Source organism: Nannocystis bainbridge (assembly GCF_028368995.1).
Lineage (GTDB): Bacteria > Myxococcota_A > Polyangia > Nannocystales > Nannocystaceae > Nannocystis > Nannocystis bainbridge.
On record NZ_JAQNDL010000003.1, the window covers coordinates 1,574,695 to 1,588,557 of the forward strand.

Annotated in this window: 12 protein-coding genes; 2 read left to right on the top strand and 10 right to left on the bottom strand. The window is 67.6% G+C overall.

Annotation, left to right across the window (positions count from 1 at the left end; translation table 11 throughout):
* Positions 1-19: 19 nt before the first annotated feature.
* Entirely contained in the window at positions 20-2,206 is a 2,187-nt protein-coding gene (locus POL25_RS31510) for a 3-hydroxyacyl-CoA dehydrogenase NAD-binding domain-containing protein (protein ID WP_272089978.1), read from the bottom strand.
* Between the two features lie 22 nt (positions 2,207-2,228).
* A complete protein-coding gene (locus POL25_RS31515; RefSeq protein ID WP_272089979.1) occupies positions 2,229-3,440 on the bottom strand; it encodes an acetyl-CoA C-acetyltransferase in 1,212 nt (403 codons plus the stop codon).
* A gap of 112 nt (positions 3,441-3,552) precedes the next feature.
* Here POL25_RS31515 and POL25_RS31520 point away from each other — a divergent pair, with 112 nt between their 5' ends.
* Entirely contained in the window at positions 3,553-4,758 is a 1,206-nt protein-coding gene (locus tag POL25_RS31520) for an acyl-CoA dehydrogenase family protein (protein WP_272089980.1), read from the top strand.
* Complete coding sequence (locus POL25_RS31525) at positions 4,755-5,771, top strand: phosphotransferase family protein (protein WP_272089981.1); 1,017 nt, start codon at positions 4,755-4,757, stop codon at positions 5,769-5,771. The genes POL25_RS31520 and POL25_RS31525 overlap by 4 nt, the downstream gene beginning before the upstream one ends.
* A 3-nt stretch (positions 5,772-5,774) precedes the next feature.
* On the opposite strand, the gene POL25_RS31530 is transcribed toward POL25_RS31525, so the two are convergent.
* From POL25_RS31530 to POL25_RS31565, 8 genes are all read right to left on the bottom strand, one after another.
* Positions 5,775-6,710, bottom strand: a complete 936-nt coding sequence (locus POL25_RS31530; RefSeq protein ID WP_272089982.1) for a hypothetical protein — start codon at positions 6,708-6,710, stop codon at positions 5,775-5,777.
* Positions 6,671-6,955, bottom strand: coding sequence for a hypothetical protein (locus tag POL25_RS31535; protein ID WP_272089983.1), 285 nt, complete (start codon positions 6,953-6,955; stop codon positions 6,671-6,673). The genes POL25_RS31530 and POL25_RS31535 overlap by 40 nt, the downstream gene beginning before the upstream one ends.
* Positions 6,948-7,916 carry a PD-(D/E)XK nuclease domain-containing protein gene (locus tag POL25_RS31540; RefSeq protein WP_506417453.1) on the bottom strand — a complete coding sequence of 323 codons (969 nt, stop codon included), beginning with the start codon at positions 7,914-7,916 and terminating at the stop codon, positions 6,948-6,950. The genes POL25_RS31535 and POL25_RS31540 overlap by 8 nt, the downstream gene beginning before the upstream one ends.
* A gap of 89 nt (positions 7,917-8,005) precedes the next feature.
* Positions 8,006-9,454 (bottom strand): coniferyl aldehyde dehydrogenase, encoded by a 1,449-nt coding sequence (locus POL25_RS31545; RefSeq protein ID WP_272089985.1) that lies wholly within the window; start codon positions 9,452-9,454, stop codon positions 8,006-8,008.
* A gap of 124 nt (positions 9,455-9,578) precedes the next feature.
* On the bottom strand, positions 9,579-11,135 hold the full coding sequence (locus POL25_RS31550) for a long-chain-fatty-acid--CoA ligase (protein WP_272089986.1): 1,557 nt from the start codon (positions 11,133-11,135) through the stop codon (positions 9,579-9,581).
* A 13-nt stretch (positions 11,136-11,148) separates the two neighbouring features.
* Positions 11,149-11,604 carry a DUF4334 domain-containing protein gene (locus tag POL25_RS31555; protein WP_272089987.1) on the bottom strand — a complete coding sequence of 152 codons (456 nt, stop codon included), beginning with the start codon at positions 11,602-11,604 and terminating at the stop codon, positions 11,149-11,151.
* 14 nt (positions 11,605-11,618) lie between these two features.
* Positions 11,619-12,710, bottom strand: coding sequence for an NAD(P)-dependent alcohol dehydrogenase (locus POL25_RS31560; RefSeq protein WP_272089988.1), 1,092 nt, complete (start codon positions 12,708-12,710; stop codon positions 11,619-11,621).
* Positions 12,707-13,855, bottom strand: coding sequence for an acyl-CoA dehydrogenase family protein (locus POL25_RS31565; RefSeq protein ID WP_272089989.1), 1,149 nt, complete (start codon positions 13,853-13,855; stop codon positions 12,707-12,709). Before POL25_RS31565 ends, POL25_RS31560 begins: the two co-directional genes overlap by 4 nt.
* Between the last annotated feature and the right edge of the window lie 8 nt (positions 13,856-13,863).

Consider the following 13,863-nt stretch of genomic DNA (forward strand, 5'->3'; position numbering starts at 1 on the left):
CTCCCGGTCGGGCCGCGAATCACTCGTAGCGTTCGCCGCGCTCGGCCTTCGCCACCAGCGACGCCGGCGGCTCGAAGTGCGGCCCGTACGCCGCAGCCAGCGCGCGCGCCCGCTGCACGAACCCGCGCAGCCCGCCCTCGTATTGATTGATGTACTGCAACACCCCGCCGGTCCACGCCGGGAAGCCGATGCCGTAGATCGAGCCGATGTTGGCGTCGGCCGCCGAGGTCAGCACATTGTCGTCGACGCAGCGCACCGTGTCGATCGCCTCGGCGAACAGCATCCGCTCCTGCAAGTCGATGAACGGCAGCTCCTTGCTGCCCGAGGCGAACGCCTCGCGCACCCCCGGCCAGATGCCGACGCGCTTGCCCGCCGCGTCGTACTCGTAGAACCCGCCGCCGGTCGAGCGGCCCTTGCGACCGAGCTCGTCGATCATGCGGTCGACCACCGCCTCGGCCCCGTGCGCGACCCACGTCTTGCCCTGCGCCTCCTCGGCCTTGCGCGTCTCCTGGCGGATCTTCTGCGTCAGCGTGATCGTCAGCTCGTCGAGCAGCTGCAGCGCCCCCGCCGGATAGCCGGCTTGCAGCGCCGCCTGCTCGATCGTCGCCGGCTCCACGCCCTCGCCGACGGCCGCCACCGCCTCGTTGATGAACTTGCCGATCACCCGCGACGTGAAGAACCCGCGCGCGTCGTTGACCACGATCGGCGTCTTGCGGATCTGCAGCACGAAGTCGAACACCTTGGCCAGCACCGCGTCCGACGTGTTCTTGCCGCGCACGATCTCGACCAGCTGCATCTTGTCGACCGGCGAGAAGAAGTGGATCCCGATGAAATCGGCCGGCCGCTGCACCCCCTCGGCCAGCAGCGCGATCGGCAGCGTCGAAGTGTTCGAGCCCAGCACCGCGGTCGGCTCCACGTACGGCTCGATCTCTTTGAAGACTTTGTGCTTGAGCTCGACGCTCTCGAACACCGCCTCGATCACGAAATCGACCCCCGTGAAGTCCTGCGGGTCCTCGGTCGCGTGGATGCGGGCCAGCAGCGCGTCGGCCTTGTCCTGGGTGGTCTTGCCGCGCTCGACCGCCTTCTGCTCGAGCTTGACCGCGTAGCTCTTGCCCTTCTGGGCCCCTGCCAGCGTCACGTCCTTGAGCACCACCTCGATCCCCGCCTTGGCCGCGACGTAGGCGATCGCCGCGCCCATCATGCCGGCGCCGATCACCCCGACCTTCTTGGCCTGGAACTTGGGGAACCCCGCCGGTCGGCTGGCGCCAGCGTTGATCTTCTGCAGGTCGAAGAAGAACGCCCCGATCATGTTCTTCGCCACCTGGCCGGTCGTGAGGCTGACCAGATAGCGGGTCTCGATCAGCGACGCCGTGTCGAAATCGACCAGCGAGCCCTCGACCGCCGCCGCGAGGGCGGCCCGCGGCGCCGGCATCGGCGCGCCCTTGACCTGCTTGCGCAGGTTGGCCGCCATCGCCGGCAGGATGCTCGCCAGCGCCGGGCTGGCCGCGCTGCCGCCGGGGATCTCGAAGCCCTTCCTGTCCCACGGCTTTGCAGCCTCCGGGTTCGCGGCGATCCACGCCTTGGCTTGCGGGATCAGCCGATCGACCGACGGCACCACCGCGTCGACCAGCCCGAGCTCGAGCGCCTCGCGCGGCTTGAACTTGGTGCCCGGCAGGATCACCTGCGTCAGCGCCTTTTGCAGCCCGAGCATGCGGACGATGCGGGTGATGCCGCCGCCGCCGGGCAATAGGCCCAGCGTGACCTCGGGCTGGCCGATCTGGCAGCCCGGCACGTCGGCGGCGATCCGGTGATGCGCGGCCAGGGCGACCTCGAGGCCGCCGCCGAGCGCGGTGCCGTTGATGGCGGCGACCACCGGCCGGCCGAGCTTCTCGAGCCGGCGCAGGTGATCCTTGACGCGCTCGATGTGGGCCGTCTGTTCGGCCGCGCGCGAACCATCGTAGTTGCGCAGGCGGTTGAGGTCGCCGCCGGCGAAGAAGCTCTTCTTGGCGCTGGTCACGATCACCCCGGTGATCGTCGCTCGCTCCGCCTCGAGCCGCTCGACGCTGGCCGCCATCGACTCGGTGTAGGCGTCGTTCATCGTGTTGACGCTCGCGCCCGGGTCGTCGATCGTCAGGATCACGATCCCGTCGTCGTCGCGCTTCCAGTGGATCGCAGGGGCCTTGTGGGTGTTCGAATCGCTCGTCATCTCGGTGCCCTCGGTGAAGCGCTCACACGCGCTCGATGATGGTGGCGATGCCCATGCCCGCGCCGACGCACAGCGTCGCCAGGCCGTAGCGCAGGTTGCGGCGCTCGAGCTCGTCGAGCAGCGTCCCGAGGATGATGCAGCCGGTCGCGCCGAGCGGGTGGCCCATGGCGATCGCCCCGCCGTTGACGTTGACCTTGTCGGCCGGGACCTCGAGGTCGCGCTGCCACTTGAGCACCACCGACGCGAACGCCTCGTTGAGCTCGAACAGGTCGATGTCGCCGATCGTCAGGCCCGCGCGCGCGAGCACCTTTTTGGTCGCCGGCGTCGGCCCCGTCAGCATGATCGTCGGCTCGCTGCCGGTCGCCGCCATCGCCACGATCCGCCCGCGCGGCTTCAGCCCGAGCTGCTTGCCGGCCTCCTCGCTGCCGAGCAGCATCAGCGCCGCGCCGTCGACGATGCCCGACGAGTTGGCCGCCGTGTGCACGTGGTGGATCTTCTCGACCCGGTGGTACTTCTGCAGCGCCACCGCGTCGAAGCCCCCGAGCTCGCCCATCTTGACGAACGACGCCGGCAACGCGCCCAGCGACTGCACCGTCGACTCGGGCCGCCGGTGCTCGTCGTGGTCGAGCACGAGCACCCCGTTCATGTCCTTGACCGGCACCACCGAGCGCGCGAAGTGGCCGCTCTTCCACGCGTGCTCGGCCTTGCGCTGCGAGCCGACCGCGAACGCGTCGACGTCTTCGCGGCTGAAGCCCTCGAGCGTGGCGATGAGGTCGGCGCCGATGCCCTGCGGCACGAAGTAAGCGTCGTACGCGGTGGTCGGGTCCTGATGATAGGCCCCGCCGTCGGCCCCGATCGGCACGCGCGACATCGACTCGACGCCGCCCGCGAGCACGAGGTCGTCCGACCCCCCCGCGATCTTGGCCGCGGCCGTGTTGACGGCCTCGAGCCCCGAGGCGCAGAAGCGGTTGAGCTGCACGCCGGCGACCGTCTCCGGCAGCCCGGCGACCAGCGCCGCGGTGCGGGCGATGCACCCGCCCTGCTCGCCCACCGGCGACACCACCCCGAGGACGATGTCGTCGATGCGACCCAGCTGCAGCCCCGGGTTGCGCGGCACCAGCTCGTGGATCAGGCCGACGACGAGGTCGACCGGCTTGATGCTGTGCAGCGCTCCGCCCTTCAGCTTGCCCCGCGGGGTCCGCATCGCGTCGTAGATGAACGCGCTCTTGGCCATGGCAGCAATCTAGACACGGCCCCAAATTTTTACAACGAATTAAAAAAGAACGCCCGCAGACTTGACTCACGGCCGGTGTACGCGCCATCCTCGATGCGAAGGTAGGCGACCCATGGCCATCCGCTTCGACCTCGATCCGGAGCTCGCCGCGCTGGTCCAGCGCACCCGCGAGTTCGTCCGCGATGTCGTCATCCCCGTCGAGCTCGCGTGCGGCGGCTCGCTCCACGACGCGCGCGACGCCGAGGACATCCGGCGCACGCTGCAGTCGCAGGCGCGCGCCGCCGGCCTGCTCGCGCCGCACGTCGGCGCGCAGTTCGGCGGCCGCGGCCTCGACGTGCGCGGGCAGGCGAGCGTGTTCGAGGAGGCCGGTTACTCCTTGCTCGGCCCGCTCGCGCTCAACATCTCGGCGCCCGACGAGGGCAACATGCACCTGCTCGAGCGCGTGGCCACGCCGGCGCAGCAGGCCAAGTATCTGGCGCCGCTCGCGGCCGGTGAGGTCCGCAGCTGCTTCGCCATGACCGAACCGCCGCCCGGCGCCGGCTCCGACCCACGCGCCCTGAGCACCCGCGCCACCCGCGTCGCCGAGGGCTGGCGCATCGAGGGCCGCAAGTGGTTCATCACCGGCGCGCGCGGGGCCGCGTTCGCCATCGTCATGGCCCGCACCTCCGGCGCGCCCGGCGACCGCGGCGGCGCGACCATGTTCCTGGTCGCCGGCGACAACCCGGGCCTGCAGATCGTCCGCGACCTCGACACCCTCGACCACGCGCTGTTCGCCGGCCACAGCGAGGTCGTGTTCGCCGATTGCATCGTCGGCGACGACGCGATCCTCGGCGAGGTCGACCGCGGCTTCGAATACGCGCAGGTCCGCCTGGCCCCGGCGCGCCTCACCCATTGCATGCGCTGGCTCGGCCTCGCGCGCCGCGCCCACGACCTCGCGCTCGCCCACGTGACCACGCGCGAGGCCTTCGGCGGCCGCCTCGCCGAGCTCGGGATGATCCAGCAGCAGCTCGCCGACAACGAGATCGAGCTCGCGGCCAGCCGCTCGTTGATCCTTCACACCGCGTGGGTCCTCGACACCGGCGGCGACGCCGGCACGGCGTCGTCGATCGCCAAGACCTTCGTGTCGGAGGCGGTCGGGCGGATCGTCGATCGGGCGATGCAGATGACCGGCGCCGTCGGCACGTCCGGCGATCTGCTGCTGTCCCGCTACTGGCGTGAGGTCCGACCGTTCCGCATCTACGACGGCCCGAGCGAGACGCACCGGTGGTCGATCGCCAAGCGCAGCGTGTCGGCCTTCAAGAAGCGAGGCCACGGATGAACCCGCCCGGCCTCGACCTGGCGGCGCTGCACCGCTACTTCGAGCAGCATGTGCCCGACTACGGCGGCCGGCTCGACGCGCAGCTGCTCGCCGGCGGCAAGTCGAACCTCACCTATCGCCTGCGCGACGGCGTGCACGACTGGGTGCTGCGCCGGCCGCCGCTCGGCACGCTCACGCCCAGCGCCCACGACATGGCCCGCGAGTATCGAGTCGTCGCCGCGCTCGGCCCGACGCCCGTGCCCGTCGCCCCGGCCGTGCTGCTGTGCGAGGACACCGCGGTGCTCGGCGTGCCGTTCGCAGTCACCGCCTTCGTCGCGGGCCGCGTGATCCAGAGCGCCGCGGACGCGACTTTATTAAATCCCGACGAGCAGCGACTGTGTGGATTCGAGCTGATCGATCGGCTTTGTCAATTGCACGCGATCGATCCGTCGAACGTCGGTCTCGACAACTTCGGCCGCGCCGCGGGTTACCTCGAGCGGCAGATCCGTCGCTGGACCGACCAGTGGGAGCGCGTGCACACCCGCGACCTCGCCGAGCCCGTCGAGCTGGCCGGCCGCCTGCGCCTGGCCCTGCCCGCGCGCAGCGATCGCAGCATCGTGCACGGTGATTTTCGCCTCGACAACGTCATCCTCGCGCCCGACCGCATCGAGGTGGCCGCGATCGTCGACTGGGAGATGTGCACGCTCGGCGACCCGCTGGCCGACCTCGGCCTGGCGCTGGTCTACTGGGACCCGCTCACCGAGCCCGTGCTCGGCGTGCCGCACATCCGCCGGGATACCGCGAATCATTTTCCAAACGCCGAGGCGCTGGTCGAGCGCTATTCACGGCAGTCCGGCCGCGAGCTCGGCGAGCTCGACTTCTACGTGGCCCTCGGATTTTTTAAACTGGCGGTGATCGCCGAGGGCATCCATCAGCGCTACCGCGCCGGCCTGACCGTCGGGGACGGCTTCGCCACCACCGGCGACGCCGTCCTGCCGCTGCTGCGCGCGGGCATCGAACGCCTCGCGCCGTGAGCATCACTTAGTTCCCCCGCGCCCTCTCTTGCGAGGTGGCGGGGGCGGTGTCTCCGATAAATTGTTACTTGTGGCTCGGTCTACAATGGTATTCGCAGGCCCTAGTGCTGAGAAAATTTGCTGCTGAGCCCGCATCGCGGCCGCTTCCAGTACTTTACTCAATGTTCGCTGTCGATCGCCTTTTGCCCGCTGATAACTCTTCTTAAATTCACCATCCGTACCGCGCTCCCAAAATCTCTTCACAGAATAATAGAAATGCTGAGCAGACTCATCAGCGGCAAACCCAGCCTCAAATTCCACCTTAATCCCGTTCTTGCGCTCATCGATGGCAATCCACGTCATTTCGCTCACAAAAAAACGAGACTCCGTAAAGCGCTTGTACTCCGGGGAGTGGTCAACTTTTCTTCCCGTTAGGATGATCTTCTTTACAGCAGCGGAAAAGTCTTCCTTAATGAGGTCTTCATCGCCCAGTTCATCTTCATTTGTTACGGACATACGGCTCCCTCGCACACTGAGGGTTTCGTGCATGTTGAACCCTTCCATGTTGTGTCCGAGGTTGATGAAGAAGTTGGTACGAGATTCTGGATCCAGGATCGTCGAGAGATCAATAATAGTAGCGTTGACAGGCTCGCCCTTAGATTTCTGCAGACTTGCGACCATACTCTGAAGAATCTCTGTCCCACGATCTTGAGCACTGTGACGCACCTGAAGCCCAGAGCTGCTTTTCTCGATCTCGACCGAGACCTCACGCAAAGTCCTCTGAGCTAGGCGTGTCTTCCCAGGATCCACTTCCATATAGGTTGCGACAACGTGAAAGTGATTTTTGCCGGATTGCGCTACAGACCATTGCTCCCCCGCCGTTTCGGTTCTCTCTTCCTTCAAGAGATCCAGAACCGAACTTACCTCATCGATGGTGAAATCTCCAGCAATTGCCGCCATCGCACGCTTTCGCTACGTTCTAAAGTGCTAGTCTGGTCAAGAATTTCAGACAGCTGAATCCAGCTGTGCGACATGCGAGCAATCGCTGCAATGATCTGTTCGCGGCTATCCTCTTTGGGCAAAATAATTCCACGACCTTGGGCAAGTTGTAGCAGCCGTTGCTTGCCAAGCTTGGAAGAAAGCAAAAGATCCTTGACGTCCTTATCGTCAGCAAAAATCATTCCTTCCGCAACTCGCTTACCCATCGCGCCACCCCAGTTCCGTCTCATCAAACCTGCGCATAACGTCTGGCACAGATCCGTAAGTGACCCGCTCCAGTCGCTCGCGCGGAAAATTATAAAAACGTGACGCGTACTGTACTTTCGCTCGCTCAAAGCGAGAGCGAGCATCCGACATCGGCGACACAACGCGGACATTTATGGATGTCGACTTGTCTACCAAAAGCTGATGACGAAAAAAACTATCGAACAGGTAACCAAACTCTTCAGAAGTCCCTCCGTCTTGGCGGTACCAAAATGTATAGTGCACAGATTCGCCATTTCGAGACCTCATTGCAATCCAAGGCCCTGTCAGCATTTCGATACTTGCCGCTCGTGGTTCTGCGTCTTGAAGGCGAACCGAGACAAGTTCTGGATACCAGAAGCGGCAAAATTCCATACTTGGAAGGCCGCCATCTTGTCGCAACGTCTGCATGTCGCGCGCGATGCCATACAATGCCACGATTGACTGAGGTCCCAGCACCATGACCTTAGTGCGGGGAGGAAGCATAAAATCTGAAGGGTCCACTTCTGAAAACAGACTGGTAAAAAGATCCTTCTCGTAGCTTAGCGAGTGATCATAAACGAACAGCATACCCGCGATGTTATTCTCGGCGATTTCCGCCACGTACTTCTCTTTCCAACCTGAGCCCCGACTCGCACATTTAATCGTATCGCACAGGTTATTCAACGCGCCCTTGATCTTTGCCTTCTGGATCGTTGACGCGGCATAGCTTTTTAGATCCGTAATGACATACACTTCGCGATCTCGATTATAGGGATCATCATATTTGAATACGACATCAGTCGGGTGCTCGTCGCGGTTATGGCTCTCGGTGACACAAGCCCAGTGGCTATCAACGGGTCCAATCCTCTCCCATCCGAATCGCGAAAAAATCTCGGCCGAGATTTTTTCGGCCATGAGAGCGATATTGCTGGTTTCTCCCACCCTGGGGGCGAGATTACCCAGGTTCAGGTCAGCAGGTCAAGACGGTAGGGAGTGGGCCTGATTTCGCACCGCCTCCCCCGTCGAGCTCGCTACCCGCCGATCTCGCGCTTGAGCGTCTTCCGCGTCTTCTCGCCGTACGGCGGCTTCAGCCCTGCCAGCCCCGCGATGTCCAGCTTCGGCTGGCGGTAGATCCCCTTCGCGTGGCTGAATGTTTTAAAGCCGTCGAAGCCGTGGTAGCTGCCCATGCCTGACGGGCCGATGCCGCCGAACGGCAGGTCTTCGGGGACCCCGTGGAAGATGACGTCGTTGAGCGTCACCCCGCCCGAGACCGTGCGCTCGACCACCCGGCGCTCCTCGTCGGCGTCGTCGCCGAAGTAGTAGAGGGCCAGCGGCCGCTCGCCCGCGTTCACGTACGCGATCGCCTCCTCCACGCGGTCGTACGGCACGATCGGCAGGATCGGCCCGAAGATCTCCTCGCGGGTCAGCCGCATCTCCGGCTTCGTGTTGCGGACCAGGTGCAGCGGCATCTTGTTGCTGCCCGCGCTGGCGAAGTCCTCGTTGGCCGGGTTGATGGCGATCACCTCGGCGCCCTGGGCCCTCGCGTCCTCGAGCAGGCCCTGCAGGCGCTCGCGGTGGCGGCCGTCGACGATCGACGTGTAATCGTCGTTGCTGAGCATCGTCGGGTACAGGCGCGCGACCGCCTGCTGCAGCGCGGCGACGATCGCCGGCTCCTTGCTGCGCGGCACCAGCATGTAGTCGGGCGCGAGGCAGACCTGGCCGGCGTTGAGCAGCTTGCCCGTGACCACGCGCTCGCTCGCGCGGGCGACGTCGGCGGTCTCGCCGACGATCACGGGCGACTTGCCGCCCAGCTCGAGCGTCGTCGGCACCAGGTTGTCGGCAGCGGCGTGGAGGATGTGGCGGGCGATGCCGGTGCCGCCGGTGAAGATCAGGTGGTCGAACGGCAGGCCGGCGAACGCCTTGCCGATGTCGGTGCCGCCGAGGATGAACGCGAGCTCGTGCTCGGGGAAGAACTTGGTCGCCAGCTCGCGCATCAGCTCGGCGGTGCGCGGCGTGTGCTCCGACGGCTTGACCATCGCTCGGTTGCCGGCGGCGAAGATCTGCGCCAGCGGATCGAAGGTCAGGTAGACCGGGAAATTCCACGGCGAGATGACGCCGACCACGCCCTTCGGCTGGTGCTCGACGTGGGCCCGCGCGCCCAGCAGGCCGAGCGGGAAGTCGAGCTTGCGCTTCTCCGGCTTCATCCACCGGTCGACGTGGGCCAGCGCGTGCCGCAGCGCCTTCACCGACGCCATGATGTCGGTGATCGTCGACTGCGTGGCCGAGCGGTGGCCGAAGTCGGCCGACAGCGCCTGCGTCAGCCGGTCCTGATTGCCGACCACGAGGTCGATCGCGCGCCGCAGCCGGTCCTTGCGGATCGCCGCGCTCACCGGCAGCTCGGCGGTGAACGCCTCGCGCTGGCGTCGCAGGACGTCGCGCATGTGCGCCAGGATCGTTTCGTCGCTCGAGTGATTCTCCATGGTGCTCTCCTCGCTGCTTCAGGTCCGACGCCCGCGTCGCGCGGTCGGGGTCCCCAGGGTCTCGCGCCGCCGCGACGACTTCAACCACTGTTCACCGCGCCGCGGCGCGTTCGCCTCCGCCACCTCAGCTGACCGCCCGCTCGCGCCCGTGCCAGAACGGCGCCCGCAGCTCGCGCTTGAGCAGCTTGCCGGTCGGCGTGCGCGGCAGCGCGGCGACCACCGACACGCCGACGGGGACCTTGAACTTGGCCAGGTGCTGGCGCGCGAACGCCTGCAGCTCCTGCGGGTCGACCGTCGCGCCGGGCCTGGCGACGACCACCGCGAACGGCGACTCGCCCCACACGTCCGACGGGACGCCGATCACCGCCGCGTCGGCGACGGCCGGGTGCTTCATCAGGATGTTCTCGACCTCGGCCGGATAGATGTTTTCGCCGCCCGAGATGATCATGTCCTTGACGCGGTCGTGGATGTAGACATAACCGTCGTCGTCGAAGTAGCCGATGTCGCCGGTCCGCAGCCAGCCGTCGACGTTGATCGCCGCCGCGGTGCCCTCGGCGTTGCGCCAATAGCCGACCATGTTCTGCTGCGATCGGGTCCAGATCTCCCCCGGCACCCCGACCGGCATCTCGGCCCCGCTGTCGGGCGCGACGATCTTCAGCTCGACCCCGTCGTGCGGCTTGCCGGCCGCGCGCAGGCGGTGGCGATGCGGCCCCTGCGGATCGTGGTCCTCCGGCGGCAGCGTCACGATCGCCCCGGTCGTCTCGGTCAGCCCGTACGCCTGGGCGAACTTGCAGCCCATCCGCCGCACCGCCCCGGCCAGCACCGACTCGCTGATCGGCGACGCGCCGTAGACGATCAGCTCGAGGCTCGAGAAGTCGCCGGTGGCCGCCGCCGGCACCTGCTGCATGAAGTGCAGCAGCACCGGCACGAGGAACGCGTGGCTGATCCTGTGCTCGCCGATCACGCGAATCAGGCCCGTCGGATCGACGTCGCGCACCACCACCGACTTGCAGCCGTGGAACATGCCGACCATCGCCCAGCCGCCGCCGCCGACGTGGAACAGCGGCAGCGCGATCAGGTTGACCGAGCCGGCGTCGACGCCCCACTTCTGCGACGAAGTCGGCAGCAGGCCGAACACGTTGTCGTGGCTGAGCAGCACGCCCTTCGGGTCGCCGGTCGTGCCCGAGGAGTAGAACTGGAACGCGACGTCGCTGCCGCGGATCGTCACATCCGGGTCGACGTCGGCGCCGCCGTCGCGCCAGGCCGCGTACGACGGCTGCGCCGCGTCGCCGCCGATCACCAGCAGCGTGTGCACCGTCTCGAGCGCGCCGGCCAGCTCCGCCGCCAGCGGCAGGAACTCGGCGCCGACCACGAACACCCGCGCCTCGGCGTCGTTGACGATGAAGCCGACCTCGCGCGCGGTCAGGCGAAAGTTGACCGCGACCAGCACCGCCCCGAGCTTGGCGGTGGCGAACAGCAGCTCGAAGTACTCGAGCCCGTTCTTGTCGAGGAAGGCGACGCGGTCGCCGAAGCCGACCCCGACCCGGCGCAAGGCGTCGGCGACCCGGTTCGAGCGCGCGTGCAGCTCGGCCCAGGTCAGGCTCTGCGCGCCGCACACGAGCGCGACCGCGTCGGGGCGCTCGGCGGCGTGGGTACGGATCACGGACGAGATCGTGGTCATGTCGAACCTCCATTCACGGCGACGGCAGCCGGCGCAGGAAGAAGAACAGCGGCGCCGCGTCGCCCTTGCGGTCCATGACGCCGAGCACCCGGCCTTCGTCGATCTTTCGGAAGTGATCGAAGATCGGGTGCCGGTCGTAGATCATGGTAGCGGTCACGACCCCGCGGTAGACCACGCGCCGCAGCGAGGCCTTGCCGAGGACCGCATTGGCCACACGCCGCCCGCCCTCGTCGCGGCTGACGATCGGGTCGACGTCGTTATCATGGTGGAACGTCTTGCCGACCCAGCCGACCGCCGTCAGTTGCTGCTCACCCGGGTGGCCGGTGTGCAGCACCCCGCCCTCCCAGTCGCCGCGCAGGAACGCGGTGTCGTCGATCGGCGGCAGGGCGTCGAACAGCGCGTGCAGGGCGTCGGCGGTGCTATCACCGCCGCCGGCGATCAGCTCGTCGAGCGCGCTCGTGGCATTCATGGCAGTCTCCCTCGTCATGTCATTCGCAGGACCGGCTTGATGACCCGCCCGGCCAGCATGTCGGCCGCGGCCTCGTTGATCTGTTCAAAAGGATAGGTGGTGACGAGCTGCTCGAGCGGCAGCTCGCCGCGCCGGTACCAGTCGTAGAGCCGCGGGATGAAGGTGCGCGGGTCGGCGTCGCCCTCGATGGTGCCGCGCAGGCTGCGGCCGCTGGCCATCAGGCGATTGAGGTCGAGCGTCAGGCTGGCCCCCCGCGCGCTCAACCCGGCCAGCACGATCCGCCCGCGCGGACGCAGCGCCCCGTAAGCGGCCTCGATCACCTCCGGCCGCCCGGTGTTGTCGAACGCCAGCGTCAACCCGCCGAGCCGCTTGAGCGCCGCCACGAGGTCGCCCTGCGCGCTGTCGACGACCTCGGTGGCCCCGAGCGCGCGCGCCGTGTCGAGCCGCCCGGCGCGCACGTCGACGGCGACGATGCGCTCGCAGCCGACGATCCTGGCCGCCATGATCGCCGCCAGGCCGACGGTGCCGCAGCCGAACACGCCGATCGTATCGTCCGGCTCGGCCCTCAGCACGTTGACCACCGCCCCGGCGCCCGTCTGCACGCCGCACCCGAGCGAGGTCATGAGCGGGCCCGGGAGGTCGTCGCCGAGGCTCACGAGGTTGTGCGCGGCCGCGATCGCGTGGCTGGCGAACGCCGACTGGCCGAAAAAATGCCCGGTGAGCGGAAGGCCCGCCTGCGAGGCCGGCGAGGAGCCGTCGAGGCGGCGGCCGAACAGGTTGAAGTCGCGCGAATGTCGACAGTACGCCGGCGCCTCGCTCGCGCAACTGGTGCAGCGACCGCACGCGCCGAAGCTCATCACCACCCGCTCGCCGACGGCGAAGCGGGTGACGCCGTCGCCGAGCGCGACGATCCGGCCGACGCCCTCGTGCCCGAGCACGGCCGGCAGCGGGGTGCCGTAGTCGTGATCCTTGGCAGAGAGGTCGGTGTGGCAGATCCCACAAGCCTCGACCTCGACCAAAACTTCATCGGCGCGCGGCCCGTCGAGCTCGACCTCTTCGATGCGGAACGGCTCGCGCGCACGCGCGACGGCGGCGCGGATCTTCATGCGGTAGCACCGATCCTGCCGAGCAGCCGATCGGCCAGCACGGCCCGCTGATGGGCCGCGTCGCCGTAAAGCACCTCGTTGTGCCGCTGCCGCTTGAACCACAGCTGAACGAAACACTCCCAGGTGAAGCCGATCCCGCCGTGCAGCTGCACCGACCGGTCCGAGCAATACGCCGCCGCGTCGCTCGCCGCCGCCTTGGCCATGCGCGCGCACACCTCCGCGCTCTCGGGCTCGTGGTCGAACGCGCAGGCCGCGTCGTAGACCAGCGAGCGGGCCGCGTCGAGCTGGACCATCATGTCGACGAGCGGGTGCTTGACCGCCTGAAAGAACCCGATCGGCCGCTCGAACTGGACCCGCGTGCGCGCATACTCGGCCGTGGTCTGCAGCTGCCACTCGCCCGCGCCGACCATGTCGGCGGCGATGATCGTCAAGATCGCCGGCTCGGCCGCGACCAGCGCGCGCGCACCATCGCCGGGGCTCGCCAGCACCTGGGCGGGCACGACCTCGCGCAGCACGACGTGGGCCTGATCGCGCGTGAGGTCGAGGATCGCGTCCTGCACGATCGTCACGCCGGTGGCGTCGACCTCGACGAGGTAGAGCCCGAGCCCCTGCGCCGACCTGGCCTTGACGATCAGCGCCCCGACCTTGCCGGCGTCCTGCACGAACCACGCGGTGCCGCTCAATCGACCGTTCGCGTCGACGGTGACCTCGGTGTGCTCCGCCTCCCACGAGCCGCGCCGGTCGGTCCCGGCCAGGCTGACCGAAAGGCCAGCCGCGATCCGCCGCAACAATTCGTCGGCCGCCGGCCCGCAGGCGAGCGCGACGTAGGTGGCGCACAGGGTCACGATCAGGGGCGACGGCGCCGCCGCGCGCCCGAGCTCTTCGACCAGCCCGGCGATCGCCACCAGGCCCATGCCGAACCCGCCGAGGCGCTCGGGCACCGCCACGGCCGTCCAGCCGAGGTCGAGCATGCGGCGCCACAGCGCCTCGTCCCACACGCACTCCGAGGCGCGCGCCGGCCCGGCGTCGAGGGCCACCAGCCGGTGCAGGGCCTCGGGCGCGCAATGGTCTTGCAGCAATCGCCGCGCCGTGCCCTTGAGGATCTGCGCCGTCTCGTCGAAGCCGAAGTCGTGCGGTCGGGTCATCGTGGCTC